Annotated in this window: 16 protein-coding genes and 2 pseudogenes; 8 read left to right on the top strand and 10 right to left on the bottom strand. The window is 36.6% G+C overall.

Annotation, left to right across the window (positions count from 1 at the left end; genetic code table 11):
- Window positions 1-75: 75 nt before the first annotated feature.
- The gene (locus CQ058_RS14200; protein ID WP_002015902.1) at window positions 76-567 is read left to right on the top strand and encodes a phosphatidylglycerophosphatase A family protein; all 492 of its coding nucleotides are present in this window, start codon (window positions 76-78) and stop codon (window positions 565-567) included.
- A 19-nt stretch (window positions 568-586) separates the two neighbouring features.
- On the opposite strand, the gene CQ058_RS14205 is transcribed toward CQ058_RS14200, so the two are convergent.
- The 3 genes and pseudogenes from CQ058_RS14205 to CQ058_RS14220 form a co-directional block, all read right to left on the bottom strand.
- Window positions 587-1066 carry a GNAT family N-acetyltransferase gene (locus CQ058_RS14205; RefSeq protein WP_002192367.1) on the bottom strand — a complete coding sequence of 160 codons (480 nt, stop codon included), beginning with the start codon at window positions 1064-1066 and terminating at the stop codon, window positions 587-589.
- Between the two features lie 520 nt (window positions 1067-1586).
- Window positions 1587-4160, bottom strand: coding sequence for an FtsX-like permease family protein (locus CQ058_RS14215; protein WP_142396350.1), 2574 nt, complete (start codon window positions 4158-4160; stop codon window positions 1587-1589).
- Window positions 4144-4916, bottom strand: a pseudogene (locus CQ058_RS14220) (ABC transporter ATP-binding protein). The gene CQ058_RS14215 and the pseudogene CQ058_RS14220 overlap by 17 nt, the downstream one beginning before the upstream one ends.
- A 243-nt stretch (window positions 4917-5159) precedes the next feature.
- Between CQ058_RS14220 and CQ058_RS14225 the strand changes: the two are divergent.
- On the top strand, window positions 5160-5741 hold the full coding sequence (locus CQ058_RS14225) for an NAD(P)H-dependent oxidoreductase (protein ID WP_002192362.1): 582 nt from the start codon (window positions 5160-5162) through the stop codon (window positions 5739-5741).
- A 31-nt stretch (window positions 5742-5772) separates the two neighbouring features.
- Here the strand turns inward: CQ058_RS14225 and CQ058_RS14230 are convergent, their stop codons facing one another.
- The 4 genes from CQ058_RS14230 to CQ058_RS14245 all read right to left on the bottom strand — a co-directional run bounded on the left by CQ058_RS14230 (window position 5773) and on the right by CQ058_RS14245 (window position 8443).
- Window positions 5773-6303 carry a hypothetical protein gene (locus tag CQ058_RS14230; protein WP_002166524.1) on the bottom strand — a complete coding sequence of 177 codons (531 nt, stop codon included), beginning with the start codon at window positions 6301-6303 and terminating at the stop codon, window positions 5773-5775.
- Between the two features lie 116 nt (window positions 6304-6419).
- Window positions 6420-7184 (bottom strand): TIGR01457 family HAD-type hydrolase, encoded by a 765-nt coding sequence (locus tag CQ058_RS14235; RefSeq protein WP_002129729.1) that lies wholly within the window; start codon window positions 7182-7184, stop codon window positions 6420-6422.
- Window positions 7185-7291: 107 nt separating this feature from the next.
- A complete protein-coding gene (locus CQ058_RS14240; protein WP_002191077.1) occupies window positions 7292-7924 on the bottom strand; it encodes a helix-turn-helix transcriptional regulator in 633 nt (210 codons plus the stop codon).
- 78 nt (window positions 7925-8002) lie between these two features.
- Window positions 8003-8443 (bottom strand): DUF86 domain-containing protein, encoded by a 441-nt coding sequence (locus CQ058_RS14245; RefSeq protein ID WP_002139295.1) that lies wholly within the window; start codon window positions 8441-8443, stop codon window positions 8003-8005.
- A gap of 147 nt (window positions 8444-8590) precedes the next feature.
- Here CQ058_RS14245 and glpX point away from each other — a divergent pair, with 147 nt between their 5' ends.
- The 4 genes from glpX (at window position 8591) to CQ058_RS14270 (ending at window position 11248) form a co-directional block, all read left to right on the top strand.
- Window positions 8591-9562 carry a class II fructose-bisphosphatase gene (glpX, locus tag CQ058_RS14250; protein ID WP_002034593.1) on the top strand — a complete coding sequence of 324 codons (972 nt, stop codon included), beginning with the start codon at window positions 8591-8593 and terminating at the stop codon, window positions 9560-9562.
- A gap of 16 nt (window positions 9563-9578) precedes the next feature.
- Window positions 9579-9845, top strand: a complete 267-nt coding sequence (locus CQ058_RS14255) for a DUF3055 domain-containing protein (protein ID WP_002167444.1) — start codon at window positions 9579-9581, stop codon at window positions 9843-9845.
- A 372-nt stretch (window positions 9846-10217) separates the two neighbouring features.
- On the top strand, window positions 10218-10715 hold the full coding sequence (locus CQ058_RS14265; RefSeq protein WP_002192361.1) for a hypothetical protein: 498 nt from the start codon (window positions 10218-10220) through the stop codon (window positions 10713-10715).
- An 11-nt stretch (window positions 10716-10726) separates the two neighbouring features.
- The gene (locus CQ058_RS14270; protein WP_002191081.1) at window positions 10727-11248 is read left to right on the top strand and encodes a GNAT family N-acetyltransferase; all 522 of its coding nucleotides are present in this window, start codon (window positions 10727-10729) and stop codon (window positions 11246-11248) included.
- A 10-nt stretch (window positions 11249-11258) separates the two neighbouring features.
- Here the strand turns inward: CQ058_RS14270 and CQ058_RS14275 are convergent, their stop codons facing one another.
- Window positions 11259-11561 carry a YutD family protein gene (locus CQ058_RS14275; protein WP_000435944.1) on the bottom strand — a complete coding sequence of 101 codons (303 nt, stop codon included), beginning with the start codon at window positions 11559-11561 and terminating at the stop codon, window positions 11259-11261.
- 118 nt (window positions 11562-11679) lie between these two features.
- Between CQ058_RS14275 and CQ058_RS14280 the strand changes: the two genes are divergently transcribed.
- Window positions 11680-12258 (top strand): YhcN/YlaJ family sporulation lipoprotein, encoded by a 579-nt coding sequence (locus CQ058_RS14280; protein WP_002191082.1) that lies wholly within the window; start codon window positions 11680-11682, stop codon window positions 12256-12258.
- Between the two features lie 37 nt (window positions 12259-12295).
- On the opposite strand, the gene CQ058_RS14285 is transcribed toward CQ058_RS14280, so the two are convergent.
- Window positions 12296-13027, bottom strand: coding sequence for a MerR family transcriptional regulator (locus tag CQ058_RS14285; RefSeq protein ID WP_002191083.1), 732 nt, complete (start codon window positions 13025-13027; stop codon window positions 12296-12298).
- 99 nt (window positions 13028-13126) lie between these two features.
- Between CQ058_RS14285 and CQ058_RS14290 the strand changes: the two genes are divergently transcribed.
- Window positions 13127-13942, top strand: coding sequence for a YhfC family intramembrane metalloprotease (locus CQ058_RS14290; RefSeq protein ID WP_002191084.1), 816 nt, complete (start codon window positions 13127-13129; stop codon window positions 13940-13942).
- Between the two features lie 298 nt (window positions 13943-14240).
- Here CQ058_RS14290 and CQ058_RS14295 read toward each other — a convergent pair.
- Window positions 14241-14555: pseudogene (locus CQ058_RS14295) on the bottom strand (hypothetical protein); the annotation flags it as partial.
- Between the last annotated feature and the right edge of the window lie 53 nt (window positions 14556-14608).

Consider the following 14608-nt stretch of genomic DNA (forward strand, 5'->3'; position numbering starts at 1 on the left):
TCGCCTTTCATTCCTATGCACATGATAAAGCAATGAAACGTATACAAATACTAAAAAGAAAAAAAGGTGATAAACATGAAAGACTCAAATCAACTACAAGAAAGAGCATTACAACTATTACAAGAGCGCGGTGTAACAATTGACGATATTGCTGATCTTGTTCATTTTCTTCAAAAGAAATACCATGCAAATTTAGAGATGTCAGAATGTCGTTATAACGTTGAGCGTGTACTATCAAAACGAGAAGTACAAAACGCTCTTATTACAGGCATTGAACTTGATGTCCTTGCTGAAAAAGGAATGTTAAGTCAGCCGTTACAAGATATCGTAAAACGCGATGAAGGACTATATGGAATTGATGAAGTCATCGCACTTTCAATCGTTAACGTGTACGGGTCAATTGGCTTCACGAACTTTGGATATATCGATAAATTAAAACCAGGTATTTTAGAATACTTAAATGATAAATCAACTGGAAAGGTGCATACATTCCTTGATGATATCGTTGGCGGAATCGCTGCCGCTGCTTCAAGTCGTTTAGCGCACCGTGCTGAGCATTCGGAATAAGGGGTCTAGGCCGTCAGTTTCACACTGACGGCCTTTCATATTCCATAAGCATGAACTCTCTTCCACGGCTCAAAAAAAGAGGTCCTACTTGAAATCCAATGTTTTTATACAGCCTAATCGCTCTCTTATTGAATGTCGCTACACTCAGTCGAAACATTTTCGAATTCAATTCCTCAGTAGCAAATGCTATTCCCGCTTGAAAAAATATTTCCCCCATCCCTTTTCCTGTTAACTCCGGCTTCATTCCAAGCCCAATATCTACTACATCTTCTCCCCTATATAAATTAGCATCTCTTCCCCCTGGCACTTGTGCATTTTCTCCAAAACAAAAATAGCCGATGAATTCTCCATTCTCTCCGCAACAACCGTAATACGTCCCATCTAGAAACTCTTCTATTACTTCAGCATCTCCCGAAAAGCTATATAACGTATAGGGATTTTCATACTTCCACGTATTTATTTCTTTCGCTTCTTCTTCTGTTAACTTATGTATATCCATTCATCTCGCTCCTTATCAAATACTCTACTAATCTATATGTATTTACTCATTCATTTTCCAAACTTGATTCTCCTCTAATCGTAATATGCATAGTTACATACGCACACCCCTTTAAAAAATGCTAAAATTTATTTGAATCGCTGTTGTTACACTTCTTGATTAAGAAAGACTGTTAACCGGAAAATTAACGTCTTATCAAACCCAAGCAATTGGCACGTTTTGTCATCATGAAAGACACTCGAAAGAGTGTCTTTTTTCTATACCTGAGCAGGACCTGCTCATTTACAAAATTAATGCATAAATTAATATAACTCTTAAACCCATTATTCCCTTTCTATACGTTGCAGCGTTCGTTGCGACAGATTCGGATAATAAAAAGCACTCCAGCCAGAGTGCTTTTTACTTTCAAACAAGGAGGTTACATATATGGATAGTACTCTTGTATTTAACTTTGGCATTGGTATTGTTATCATTTTATTCGTCTTCTTTGTACTTTGTATGAGCGGGATATAGTAATCTTTTATGCTGATAACTCCTTTAAAGTATCACTCAATTTAAACTTTCTTAATTGTAATGAAGCAATCATTGCTGCTCCTGCTCCGAGTATAATGCTAGCTAGTGCCAATATTAAAACTTGATTATACGGAATGATAATAACCGTTAACTCTAAGCTTGATAACACAATATAACTAAATACAATTCCACCTAAAACCCCAATACAACCAGCTATCGCTCCAAGTAAAGTGCCCTCTAATAAAACAATCCGTCTCATTTGCTTCGGAATAGCTCCTACCGCACGAATCATACTAATTTCAGCACGTCTTTCATGTAAACTTGAGACAATCGCATTCATTAACCCTATACCAGAAATAATGAAAACAATTACAACTAACAAGCGAATTAACATCATCATTTGCGATAATAACTGCTTCTGTTCTTTTAATAAATCATGGCTATTAATAACTTCTACGTTCTCTTTATTATTTGTAATTTGTTTTACTTGCTTCTTAATCTCTTCAAATAATTGATTAGAATTTGTCATAACTTGAATTGCTTCATAACCTTGCACGTGAAACTTATCACGAACCCATTGTTCATTTACGAAAATGTCTAATCCTCTTCCCCTTAATCCTTGCTCAATAATCGAAACGACTTTAATCGTTTGTTTTTCTTTCCCTTTTCCTTGTACTTCAATCGTATCATGCAACTGAATCCCTAATGTTTTAGCAGTTCTCTTCGTAACGACTCCCTCACCATCTTGTAATGGCTTATTTAAATCTTGTCCTGTAATCACTTTCGCTTTTGTTACTTTTTGATAAGCAACAATATCATTCCCCACAACTTCTATCACATCATATTCAAAATCATCTTTCCTCACATTTTCATACCACTCTTGATCCGCTTTTTTAAAATCATAATTTATAAGCTTCGCTGTAAAGTCAGTAACATTTGCTACGCTCTCTTCTACACCATCAATTTTTTTAACCTTCTCCATCCAACTAAATGGTAATACTTCAGTACTTTGCGACTCTATTGGAATTCTTATTACTAAATCAGCTGGTAAATGTTTTTGTAACCCATCTTTCATGCCTTCGTAAATAGAGTTTATATACATCGTTCCAACAAGTGCTAACATAAAACCAAATGCTAGTATAGCAACCGATACAGCTGCCTTATTTCGATAACGAATTACATTTCGGCTACTAATCGTCGTTTCAATTCGTAATATCATTTGAAGTGGTTTTGCAATCACTGGTGCTATCATCCGAATAAATAACGGAATCGCAAATAACAAACCGACCGCAAATAACAGCGCACCTATCGCACTTGGATTAAAACCGATATATCGCTCTAATACGTTACCCGCTAGTCCAATAACAGTACCAATGATTAAAATGCTACCACTAAAAGCACTCCACCTTTTTTCTTTTTTCTCATTACTAGGAAGACCTGGCCTAAGCGCTTGAACTGGTGGAATCTTTCTAACCATAAAGGCTGGTATAATAGCCCCTATGATAGACATAACAATCCCTAGTAAAAACGTAATGAGTAAAATCTCGCCTGAAATCGAGAATGATTCTTTCACTGCCCCCTCAATATTCACCCATTTATTAATAAATGATGCGGCGATTGTTTGCGTACCTGCTCCAAGAATAACTCCTGCTAGTGATCCGGTTGCCCCAATACATAAAGCCTCTAATAAAACGACTAATATAATTTGATTTGGATTACTACCAAGTGCACGTAATAATGCCCATTGCTTAAATCGACTTCTGACAGATAAGAAGAAACTTCCCATTATTAAAAGGGCTACAACAAATAAGGCAATACCACCTAAACTAAAAATTAATGGCTTCATTACATTTAGTCGTTCAAATGCCTTATCTACATAAGTACGTTGGTCCACCTTTATATTTTCAATCTTTTTATGTACATCAAAAGCAATTGCTTTTTTCACATTTACATCTTGTACTTTCACTTGAACAAGATTGAATTGATTTGGTAAATTTAATTCTTTTTGAAGCCAATGGATTGGAAAATAAGCACTATGCCCCATTGACGCCATTAACGGTGGATTTAAAATACCGACAACTTTCACAGCCTTTTCACCATGCTGCGGGAATGGCAGTTTAATCGTATCTCCTACCCGTATATTTTCACGATCTGTATACCCTTTTGTCAGTGCTACTTCAGCACCTTCTTTCGGATATCGTCCTTCTAATATTTTATAAGAATGCATTTCTGGAGAATCTTGCTCAACACCCCAATAAGATGGCTTTCCCGATAGTTCTTTATAATGTGGAAAAGGATACGGTATAAGTGCTTTTGATATTTTTTCAGCATTTTCTAAGCCATCTATTCCTTTTAAACTTTCATTATTTAAATACATGTCATTTTTTATATAGCCAAATTGTAAATTATAATCTCCATACCGACTTACTACTTGTTCCTTCACACTTTGCTCTACTGATTGATTACCTAGTAATAACATCGTCGCTAACATAACACCTAAAGCTGCACCGAGGGCAATCAACATATTCCGCAACCAATTTTGTTTCATCGATTTTATCGCATACTTAATTACCCATCGCATCACCTTTACCTCCTACTTTAAAGTGATGATTCATAATCTCTTGAATTTGAGTAACTTGTTGCGGGATATTTCGAAATTTCCATCCTTTACTTTCAGCATGCTCATGAATCACTTCACCATCTAATAAGAAAACAACTTTATCAGCATGGGCCGCTACGAATGGATCGTGCGTTACAATGACAGCTGTTTGCCCTAATTCATCACATGCATTGCGAAGTGCCGCAATAATATTTTTGCTATTTTCTGAATCCAATGCCCCTGTTGGTTCATCAGCTAATATAATAGCTGGCTCATTTGCAAAAGCTCTTGCTATCGCAACCCTTTGCTGTTGCCCACCTGATAACTGTGCTGGTAAATGCTTTTCTTTTCCTTTCAATCCAACGAGCTCTAATAAACGATTTGCTGTCACCGTTGCCTTCTTTTGCGAAACATTATCTAATAGTAAAGGCAACCTACATTTTCCTCCGCATTAAACACTGGAATTAAATTAAACTGTTGAAAAATAAAACCGATTTTATGCCTTCTAAATAAAGCGAGCTCTTTTTCTTTTAACGTTGAAATCTCTGTACCATCAACCGATGGAATATCTAATCCACCTAACAGCTGAAGTAAGGTCGTTTTACCCGATCCACTTGCCCCCATAATACAAACAAAATCTCCTTTTTGAATTTGAAGATTAATATCTTTTAAGATCTTTACTTTACTATCCCCAATATCAAATGATTTTTCTAACCTTTCAATTTCAATAATATTCATCCCAATATCCCCTTCTCTCTATTTACCAATCTATATATTCTATTCGGAAATGCAAAATCCCTACTATTTTGTATTTTTTTGTCACATACTAACATTTATATTAATGGGCCGTAAGACTCCCACCGATTAAAGTTTCACTTTATTTCTCACGTCAGAAAAGTTTACTCTCGCAACGAAAGTAATCATAATAGTTACACGAATACATAAAAACTATTCACATATCCACAATTAGGAGGAAGAACAATGAAACATGTGATCGTTTATGCACACCCGAATACAGAAAGCTTCAACCATGCAATTTTAGAAACTGTAAAAAGTGAATTAGAAGGAAAAGGTCATGAAGTACGCGTTCGTGATTTATACGAATTAAACTTCAATCCAGTATTAGGTGCTTCCGATTTCATCTCATTTTCCCAAGGAAACACACCAGAAGATATTAAAGAAGAACAAAAGCATATCTCTTGGGCTGATAGTATTACATTCATTTACCCAGTTTGGTGGGCGGGTCTTCCTGCTATTTTAAAAGGATACGTTGACCGTGTATTTAGCCACGGCTTCGCTTATGCTTACGGTGAGAATGGTATTGAAAAGTTATTAAGCAGTAAAAAAGGATTGTTATTATCTACGATGGGAAATTCGAAAGAAGTATACACAGCAGGCGGTATGTTTGATGCAATGAAAAAAACAACTGATGCTGGTATTTTTGAATTTACAGGCATTGAAACAATGGAACATACATTCTACACAAGTGTTCCTTCTGTGGATGACAGTGTGCGTAAACACTATCTTGAAGAAGTTAAAGACGTTGTGAATCGTGCATTTTAATAAAAAACTCCGGTTATAACAACCGGAGTTTTTATTTCATCATCAATTTCGGAATATATCTTTGAAGAATGCTTTCTAATTCATTCATATCTTCCTGTCTAATAAGTAAATTCACATTATCATTCATTTTTTCTCGCCCGCGATATAAAAATATATTTTCCTTTGGATTTTCCCATGTTGATGTTTTATAGCCTTTTAATTCTTCGTATGAATAAAAGTTCAATCCGTCTATTACACCTTTTTCATATATTTGTACACTTTTAATCAGATGGATAGCTATTAAAGTCATAAAACAACTTACTACAGCATAACTACCTGACTGAACGAGAAACTGTTCAATTGTACCAATATCACCACTTACGTACTGAGCATATGTATACATACATTGTCCGATGAAATACGCCGGTCCAAGTGATGCAATCCAACGCCGTTTCACCCGAGGATATGTTGCAATAAGTTTTCCCGCGCTTTTTTTCATTGCATTTATTTTATATATCTTCCATAGAACAAAGAACAAAACACATAATGCAAAAACAAACATAATGCATGACATCCAGTACACTCTTATTCCCTCCCCTTTTATATCAATACATATAAATTCTACATTTTATATAACTACAGTACATATGCAATTATGCATAAAAAAACAGGCAACCGCTCCCGGTTACCTGCATTTCATTACATCTTCTCAATCCACTCCGTCAAGTTGTGCACAACTTGCGTCGGTTGTACTTCATATTCTGTTAACTTGTCCACAGTTGTTACTCCAGTGTGGACAAGAAGGGTATGCATACTAGCATTTATCCCCGCTAAAATATCTGTATCGTAGTTATCCCCAACCATTAAAGCTTCTTCTTTTCCTATGCCAAGCACTTTTAACGCTTGTTCCATAATGATTGATTCTGGTTTACCAATAAAGATTGGGTCCACACCTGTTGATACTGCAACAACTGATGTTAATGAACCGTTACCTGGTAATAATCCGCGCTCAGTCGGAATTGCGATATCCCCATTTGTTGAAATAAACGTTGCACCGTTACGCACAGCAAGGCACGCTTTTGCTAATTTTTCATATGTGATATCGCGATCTAAACCAACAATGACGAAATCAGGATTTTCATCCACAATTTCAAATCCCTTTTCCACAAGAGCAGCGTGTAAGCCCTCTTCACCAATCATATATACAGTCGCATCTTGTTTACGCTCATAAATAAAGTTCGCTGTAGCCATACTCGTTGTGAATACTTGCTCCGCTTTCGCTGGAATATCGAAACGAACAAGCTTTTCTGCAACTTGTTCTGGTTTACGAGTTGAGTTATTTGTAACGAATAAATATGGAATACCGCGCTCTCCTAACGCTTTTACGAAGTCGCTTGCTTCTTCAATTTGCTCTTCACCGCGATACATTGTACCGTCTAAGTCAATTAAATAGCCTTTATACATCTGTTTGTCTCTCCTTTTATGCTAACGTTCTCATCTATCATACCACTCTTATATTAACCCCTTTTTCAAAAGAAAAAAACGCTTTACCTTAAAGCGTCCCATAACGTTCATTTTTTCTCTTTTATTTGGTACGAACAATTACAATCGCCCACGCACATGTTCGTTAGCGCTTTCACATTTGCACCTGCTAATAACCGCTTGTACATATCTTTTTCATCTTCACACACTTGCGGGTATTTCTCCGCTATTTCCTTTAACGGACAGTTTTGCTTTTCAAGTATGAAAGAGCGTTCCCCATCTCTCTTTATTTGAACCATATAACCATTTTTCTCTTGCATAGCAGCTATTTCTTGTACTTTATAGGCTAAATTACTTTGGTTACTTATCTTCTTTTTTAACTGTTCTTCCATTCGTTTCGTTCTCGCTTGTAAAACGTAACGAAGTATTTTTTCATCGCCCATTCGAGCTAAATCATCTAATATTTCAATAGCAAACTGCTTATATTCTTTCGGGAATGTATCTTCTCCCTTTTGACTTAATCCATACAAATATGTTGGGCGTCCAACTTGCTGCCTTACCATCTTTGAATAAATTAGCTCATCATTTTCTAGTTTACTTAAATGTCGACGAATCGCCATCTCTGTAATTTCTAAAGCTTCGGCTAATTCTGCTACAGTATGCTCTCCTTTTATCTTCAGTAATTGTACAATCTCTTCTCTCGTAGTACGTGCTTCCCCCATAGCTCACCCTTCTCCCTTTTCTTTCTCCTATACAATATAAGATCCCCAAAGGAATTCCCGGGGATCTTATAAGCACAATTATTCTGGTACAAATGCAGATACAGGTCCTAATTCCTTTTCTAAATAACTGTGAATATTCGCTGGGTATTTCTCTACCACGGCGATATGTTTTTGAATCGTCTTATATAATTCATCGTGATTCATTTGAATATAATCTTGCGTAAGCATTTTTCGAAGAAGAATAATTTCTTTAATATGCGCTCCCTCTTCTCCACTTATAACTCTCTCGTCCATTAAAATATCAATAATATCTTCGTAACTTCCTGGATCGCGCATAATAAATCCATCAATCATCGCATTCCCTACATCTAGTATACAATCGATAATAAGATGCGCCATGCGCTCTAATGCGTAAAATTCAAACTCGGTTTCATATGTCTTTTTCTCTTGAAATGTATTTGTTGCTTGTTCTAAACATACTAGCATTTGTTCTATTTTTTTTCTGTCTACGAAGTACATGAATGTCACCTACCTGGAAATTAAAGCATTTACATTTTAATTGTAACGCTTTCTTCTGAAAAAATCGACAATTTTTCGAATTCACCTTTTCCTCGTTATTTGTTATAGTTATATTTGTATGATTTTTGAAATTGGAGGAATGCAACCTTGGAACGTGAACTCGCACTAGAAATTGTCCGTGTAACAGAAGCAGCAGCCTTAGCATCCGCACAGTGGATGGGCCGCGGAAAGAAAAATGAAGCAGATGATGCAGCAACTACAGCTATGCGTGATATGTTCGATTCAGTAAACATGGCAGGTACAGTTGTAATCGGTGAAGGAGAACTTGATGAAGCACCGATGTTGTATATTGGTGAAGAACTAGGAACAGGTAACGGTCCAGAAGTAGATATCGCTGTTGACCCATTAGAAGGTACAAACATCGTTGCGAAAGGCCTTGCAAATGCAATGGCAGTTATCGCAATCGCAGATAAAGGAAACCTTCTTCATGCTCCGGATATGTACATGGAAAAAATCGCGGTTGGTCCAAAAGCAGCTGGTAAAATTAGCTTAGATGATCCAATTGAAAAAACAATTGATATTGTAGCAGAAGCAAACAATAAAAAAATTCGTGACCTAACGGTTATCATCCAAGAACGTGAACGTCATCAAGATATTATTGACCGTGTTCGTGCAAAAGGTGCACGCGTAAAACTATTTGGTGATGGAGATGTTGGTGCATCAATCGCTACAGCTTTACCTGGAACAGGTATCGACTTATTCGTAGGTGTAGGCGGAGCTCCAGAAGGCGTTATTTCTGCAGCAGCTTTAAAATGCCTTGAAGGTGAAATGCAAGCTCGATTAGTTCCAATGAACGAAGAAGAAGAAGCTCGTTGTCGTGAAATGGGATTAGAAGATCCTCGTCAACTTCTTATGTTAGATGACTTAGTAGCTGGTGATGACGCAATCTTCTCAGCAACAGGTGTATCTGCTGGTGAATTATTAGACGGCGTGAAATTCCTTGGCGGAGATTTAGCTGAAACATATTCTATCGTTATGCGTTACAAAACAAGAACGGTACGATTTATTAAAACACATCACCATTTAGATCATAAACCACATTTAAACTTAGATATTTAATAAAGGAGCCATGTGTATGGAAGAACGTTTCTTTCTGTACGACGATACAGTCGCTACAAAAACTCGTTTCGTTAGCTTTATGGGGGAAAATGAGCGTCATGATTTAGCGCTTTTATACTCCGATCGTCATTACGGCAAAACGATTGTCCTTGATATGCAGAGCAATAAATTTGCTATCATCGGTCCTGACGATTTAAACGAACAAGGCTACTTAGAGCATGCATTTTCGATGTCTGAAGAAAATGCAGAAGAATTACGCTCATTTTTATTTGAACTTATATAATTTATCTGGTGCACCAGCTATGTTAGCTGGTGTTTTTTCACAATTTATATTTTGAATTTTCAATCTTATATGTTATACTTATGAACAAATCTATTTGGATAGAAAGGACGTTATCTACGTATGCCAACATTTACTTTGTAATGGACCAGCAATTGGATAGCATTACTCTCAAAAAAGCACCGTGCTTTTTCAAGGGAGTAGTTTGCCCATTCCCATTACAAAGGAACGTAACGCATCTGTAGTATGATGTTTACGGAGGTTCCTCTTGGGGGAACCTCTTTTTATTTTTGTCTACTTCTTATGTCTTCATACTACAAGACATCCAAATAGCTGTATTACGTTCCTTTACCAATATATAAGAGGTGAAGGAAAATGCAGAAAGTACAACTTTCTTGGAGTTTATATGAAAACGAACTAGCAACAATCGAAAAATATTGTAAAAATTGCAGGCGTACTACCCTTTTTACTGATACGAATATTCGCAGGCATAACGCAAACGGAAAAAACATATACCGATTTGCCATTTATAAGTGTCCGAAAGATCATACGTGGAACCAAAAGCTTCACATTTATAAATCATTTACTGATCACGTCGAAACTGTCGATATGACTCAGCAAGAACAAACTGAAACAAGTACTACCATTTCCATTACACAATACAAAGAAAGTGGTATAACCGAAATAACGATCATATTAGACATAGTTTTCGGTTCCCACCGGATTGATAAAGTGTTATCCACATATATTTCAGATTGGAGCCGTGCACTCATTGTGGATAAAATTAAAAATGGGCATATCCAACTAAATGGACAACAAATGAAACCAAACAAAACTCTTTCTGAAGGTGATTACATTTCAATTTGTTTGTAAGGAGGACTCCCATGTTAACGGTGAGAAAAGGTACGATTGATTTATTGAATGACTTAGATGTAATGTATATAGCATGCAAAGAAGCACTCTTACAGAACCAAATTTATCAATGGGATGATTCTTATCCTACGCGAGACCATATTTCCTATCATTTAAAACAAGGTGAACTGTATTGCCTGTTTGAGCATGATTCACTCGTTGGTGCTGTCGTGTTAAACGAGTGGCAATCTCCAGAATACGAACTAATTGATTGGTTAGAAACAGACGGACGCTTTCTTATCGTCCACTCTTTTGTCATCCATCCGCTCGCGCAGGGCAAAGGATATAGCAAAGTACTATTATCCTTTTGGGAAAACGAAGCAAGGCAGGAAGGTTGCAAAGGAATACGCCTAGATTGTTTTACAGGTAATCCCGTTTCATTAGGCCTATATGAAAAAAACAATTATATTTGCCGAGGTGCTGTTTATTTCAAAAGTAAACAGCCTCCTCATAATTGGTATAACTGCTATGAAAAAATCCTCTTACAATCGTAAGAGGATTTTTTCATTTCTTCACTTTTCGTAATACGAAGTGTGCACAACCGAAGTTACAGTACTCGTATAAATACTCTGATAAAGTACTAATTTTCGTATCATATGTCGAACGTTGATTACTATCATCAAAGAATCCACGCAATCTAAGTTGCTCATAACCCCAGTCTCCAACGATATAATCATATTTATTTAAAATTTCTGCATAGCGCTCTTTAAATGCTTCTTCACTAAAACCGTCACGAAAGTTTTTAATTACTTCGTACTGAACATTATTAACGCTCACCGTAGTATGAATCTCTTGCTTTTGCTCCATTATGAACTTCCTCTCTAAGCATTCTTCTTTTTATCGTATCACAAAGCATAACAACCAACAATTTCAAATACAAAAAATTGAAAATTAGTGCATGCTATGGAGAAGGAGGTGATACATCGTGAAAAAGCAAATTATCCTCTCTCTTCTCACTCTTTCCTTATTTGCAGGCTGCCAATCAACTAATAAAGCCGAAATGGAGCGTGAAGAAGGAAGTCGTGTTCTTGTTTCCAACAAAAACGACATGTATCATACGGAAAACACAAATACACGACTCACGAGAGTCGGTTATTCTTCTAAACAGAAGCATGAAGTATCTAATAAACAAGTAGGCGCTATTAACCGTGAGAAAGTCGCCGAAATGATTACGAGCATGACAGTCAAACTTCCTGACGTTACAAACGCTGCTACGCTCGTTACCGATGATGAAGTATTTGTCGTATACCGTGCAAACACAACGGATCCAAAACTCGTAGCGGATCAAGTATATAAAGCTGCTTTGTCCATCGTCCCTCGCTATTATAAAGCATATGTATCTACAGACCAAAAGTTGATTTCTCAAATTCAAGGGCTTCAATCTGGCGCGTTAAATGATACAGAATATACACAGAGCCTTGATATGCTAAAGCGAGAAATGAGCAAAAATCCTCATTTGAACAATACGGGGGATCAAACTTTGAATGATATGATTAAAAAATAAAGAAGATGGAGAAAACCTCCACCTTCTTTATTTTTGACTATTTCTTACGATCCGCATAAACCGCCATCGCATCACACATAAACTGCGCTAACCCCTCACCAAACTTATCGATATTTTTCGTGAAGCGCTCATCGGCGACGTACATTTGACCGAGTCCCTTAAAAGCATCTAATGAATATTCTCCGAAGTTTTGCAAGTAATCGTACCATACCCCGATTGCTTCTTGTGCCTCTTTAGAATTTGGTGCGCCGTGTCTAAGCGCCGCCAAATTTCTATAAATAGTATTAAACTCTTCTTGGTTGTCTTTTGACATACCTTTCGCGTATTCATTCGCTTTATCTACAGCTGCGTCTCCCCATCGTTCACGCGCTTCTTCTTCGTACGGATTATGGCTGAAATCGAAGCCTTCAAATTTCTCTTTATTCGTCATTTCAATCTCTCCTTTTGTATGCTGAATTGTTTTATCAATCGTCGCAATCACTTTATCTAACCTAGCACGCTTTTCAAGAAGCATTTTCTTATGAAGCTGTAGTGCTTCTTCGTGGTCAAATGATGGACTCATGATAATTTCTTTAATTTTCTTTAAAGGGAAGCCTAGCTCTTTAAAAAATAAAATTTGCTGCAATGTCTCTAAATTTTCATTGGAATATAGACGATATCCAGACTCTGTCGTCTCGTCTGGGGTTAATAACCCAATTTCATCGTAATGATGCAGTGTGCGCACACTAATTCCAACTAAATTAGCTACTTCTTTTACCTTCATTGTCATGTGTATCTCCCCCTTAGTACATACGATAAAGTATGACGCAACGTTAGAGTCAATAAGTAAATTCATTTTTTGTTAAAAGTTTCATCTCTCCCATATTTCATGCATAATAGATATGTACATATATTAGAAAGCGGTGAAAGTATGGTTTCAAATACTGTAATTGCCAGCATCATATTTCAACTCGTTGTTTCGGTTCTGGTCCCAATTATTGTACTCGTTTATTTCCGTAAAAAATATAATATTAATTGGAAAGTGGTCGGCGTTGGTGTTCTTATCTTTATTGGATTTACCCAAATTCTCGAAACACCGTTCCACCTATTTATGCGTGGTAATCCAGCAATCGCTCCATTTTTAGAAAATCCGTTTGTCTTTGCAATTTATGGCGGACTAACTGCTGGTATTTTTGAAGAACTAGGTCGTTTCGTTGCCTTTTACTACTTACTGAAAAAATATCGAGATTATAAAGACGGTCTTGCGTACGGAATTGGACACGGCGGTATTGAATCGATTTTAGTCGGCGGATTCGCGGGGCTTCAAACTCTTACCTTTGCAACATCTATTAATAATGGTAGCTTCGCTCAAATGGTTGAACAATACCCACAGCTGAGCCATATTAAGGACTTGTTAATAGAGCAACCTGCCTATTTATACTTACTCGGTAGCCTAGAAAGAATTATGGCACTCGTGCTGCAAATTGCCTTCACAATGCTTGTCTTATACGCTGTAAAACAGAAGAAATATATTTTCCTTATTTACGCTATATTATTCCACGCATTTGTAGACTTTTTCGCGGCACTTTACCAAACAAAAACAATTAACATCTTTGTTGCAGAAGGAATTACTCTTCTCTTCGCGATTGGTGGTTTCATTCTTATTCGTAAAATGAAAGAGAAATTAGTAAGTGTGCCAGAGTAAAAAATAACCCACCAGTTGGTGGGTTATTTTTTATATGGATTTTCGTAGTGATGATAACTTTTCCCCCCTTGCAGCTCCCTCTTTGTTTCCGCATCTATAACGATGTACTTATGAAACTCATCTACTTCATCTTGAGAAAAGGAACCAAAAAAATAAAGTGAAACTTTAATCAGTGGGGGTTTATCCACTGATTATTAGTTGAACCAATCGGGCTTTTACGGGCAGTTGATCTCCCATTTAACTACTTTTCTTTAAAACTGAATTTTGCGGTGGGAGTCTTACTGCCCGTTAATGCGGGGTAAACTTGGCGATCAGGGTGAATAAAAAAATCTTGAAACACCACGCTACTCCGACAACCCACGGCTGTTTTTTGTCTGAAAGAAAATTCTTCATCGGGCACTTCTTTAAATAAAATCTTTTTCCGAACACTATATGCTGCATTTTTATATTCTTTATACACCTTTTTATCTAACTGTTCGTAAAACACATCCTCACTCACAAATGGCTTATTTCGATTGCTTGGATTGTCTAATTTTTGATTTGATTGTGCATATGTTGTGGACAATTGCGCGAGAAAACAAATACTGAATACAATGCATATCATTTTTTTCATAATTGCACCTCAAATTTTCATTATCCACATTACTTTTCCACATACTTAGATCA

Source organism: Bacillus sp. MYb56 (genome assembly GCF_002976445.1).
Taxonomy (GTDB): Bacteria; Bacillota; Bacilli; order Bacillales; family Bacillaceae_G; genus Bacillus_A; species Bacillus_A mycoides.

Bases quoted from the DNA above. Each gene is read 5' to 3' on its own strand.
- CQ058_RS14200 (WP_002015902.1), top strand. From the start codon at position 76: ATGAAAGACTCAAATCAACTACAAGAAAGAGCATTACAACTATTACAA.
- CQ058_RS14205 (WP_002192367.1), bottom strand. From the start codon at position 1,066: ATGGATATACATAAGTTAACAGAAGAAGAAGCGAAAGAAATAAATACG.
- CQ058_RS14215 (WP_142396350.1), bottom strand. From the start codon at position 4,160: ATGCGATGGGTAATTAAGTATGCGATAAAATCGATGAAACAAAATTGG.
- CQ058_RS14225 (WP_002192362.1), top strand. From the start codon at position 5,160: ATGAAACATGTGATCGTTTATGCACACCCGAATACAGAAAGCTTCAAC.
- CQ058_RS14235 (WP_002129729.1), bottom strand. From the start codon at position 7,184: ATGTATAAAGGCTATTTAATTGACTTAGACGGTACAATGTATCGCGGT.
- CQ058_RS14240 (WP_002191077.1), bottom strand. From the start codon at position 7,924: ATGGGGGAAGCACGTACTACGAGAGAAGAGATTGTACAATTACTGAAG.
- CQ058_RS14245 (WP_002139295.1), bottom strand. From the start codon at position 8,443: ATGTACTTCGTAGACAGAAAAAAAATAGAACAAATGCTAGTATGTTTA.
- CQ058_RS14255 (WP_002167444.1), top strand. From the start codon at position 9,579: ATGGAAGAACGTTTCTTTCTGTACGACGATACAGTCGCTACAAAAACT.
- CQ058_RS14265 (WP_002192361.1), top strand. From the start codon at position 10,218: ATGCAGAAAGTACAACTTTCTTGGAGTTTATATGAAAACGAACTAGCA.
- CQ058_RS14270 (WP_002191081.1), top strand. From the start codon at position 10,727: ATGTTAACGGTGAGAAAAGGTACGATTGATTTATTGAATGACTTAGAT.
- CQ058_RS14275 (WP_000435944.1), bottom strand. From the start codon at position 11,561: ATGGAGCAAAAGCAAGAGATTCATACTACGGTGAGCGTTAATAATGTT.
- CQ058_RS14285 (WP_002191083.1), bottom strand. From the start codon at position 13,027: ATGACAATGAAGGTAAAAGAAGTAGCTAATTTAGTTGGAATTAGTGTG.
- CQ058_RS14290 (WP_002191084.1), top strand. From the start codon at position 13,127: ATGCATAATAGATATGTACATATATTAGAAAGCGGTGAAAGTATGGTT.